Below are 836 nucleotides of genomic sequence, written 5' to 3'. Positions count from 1 at the left end.
ACCGGCACCGCCGCTGAACCCGCGACGGTCACCCTCACCATCACGACGCGGACGATCACCAAACGGCTTACGATCGCGGTCAACACCGCCTGCCGAGCCGCCACGGGGGTCACGGTCCGACCTGGCGCGGAACCCACGGGGGTCCCCGCCGGAATTGTTGTTGCCTCGGAAGGCCCCCCGGTCATTGCCGCGGTTGCCACCGTTGTGCTCGGCCATATGGATTCCTCCTGTTGTGAGCCGACCACTGGCGCAACTGCAGCCGCTCGTTTCGTTTCCTACGCAACCCGAAATCAAGCGCTTCGAAGTCCGTGTATCTTCATCAATTCTAGTGGAGACGCAAAATCCCCCGGGACAGAGGGAGACCTGGCGGCCGAATCGTGGCAATCTTCACAACTGCGGCTGGCTCCATCCGGCTCTGTCCATCCCTGTCTGCCTAAGTGCCGGCAACCCCCGCTCACATCCTGCAGCTTCAACCCAAGCGCCCGCTCACATCCTGCAGCTTCAACCCAAGCGCCCGCTCAGTTGTTGCGGGTCTGTTTGGCGAGAACTGTGGAAGCCGGGTTTCCTGACATTCGCGTCAGAAGTGAGCGGGCGTTGCCGGACGATCCGCAAGAAGTGAGCGGGGGTTGGTGGTTTGCCTGTCAGGTGTGAGCGGGGGTTGGTGGTTGGTGGGGTGGTGTTTTAAATGTGGGAGGCCCCAACCGTGTGGTTGGGGCCTCGACCAATGTGTGTCCGGCGGTGTCCTACTCTCCCACACCCTCCCGGGTGCAGTACCATCGGCGCTGTGGGTCTTAGCTTCCGGGTTCGGAATGGGACCGGGCGTTTCCCCCACGCTA

Annotated in this window: 1 rRNA gene; it reads right to left on the bottom strand. The window is 62.8% G+C overall.

The annotated features are described in order from the left end of the window. Positions 1–730: 730 nt before the first annotated feature. Positions 731–836 (bottom strand): 5S ribosomal RNA (gene rrf / locus ACFVVC_RS02755); the annotation flags it as partial.

It is taken from the genome of Pseudarthrobacter sp. NPDC058196 (assembly GCF_042882685.1).
In the GTDB taxonomy this organism is placed as follows: Bacteria; Actinomycetota; Actinomycetes; order Actinomycetales; family Micrococcaceae; genus Arthrobacter.
Note: the sequence above shows the minus strand (reverse complement) of the source record. Positions and strands in the feature narration are given on the sequence as shown.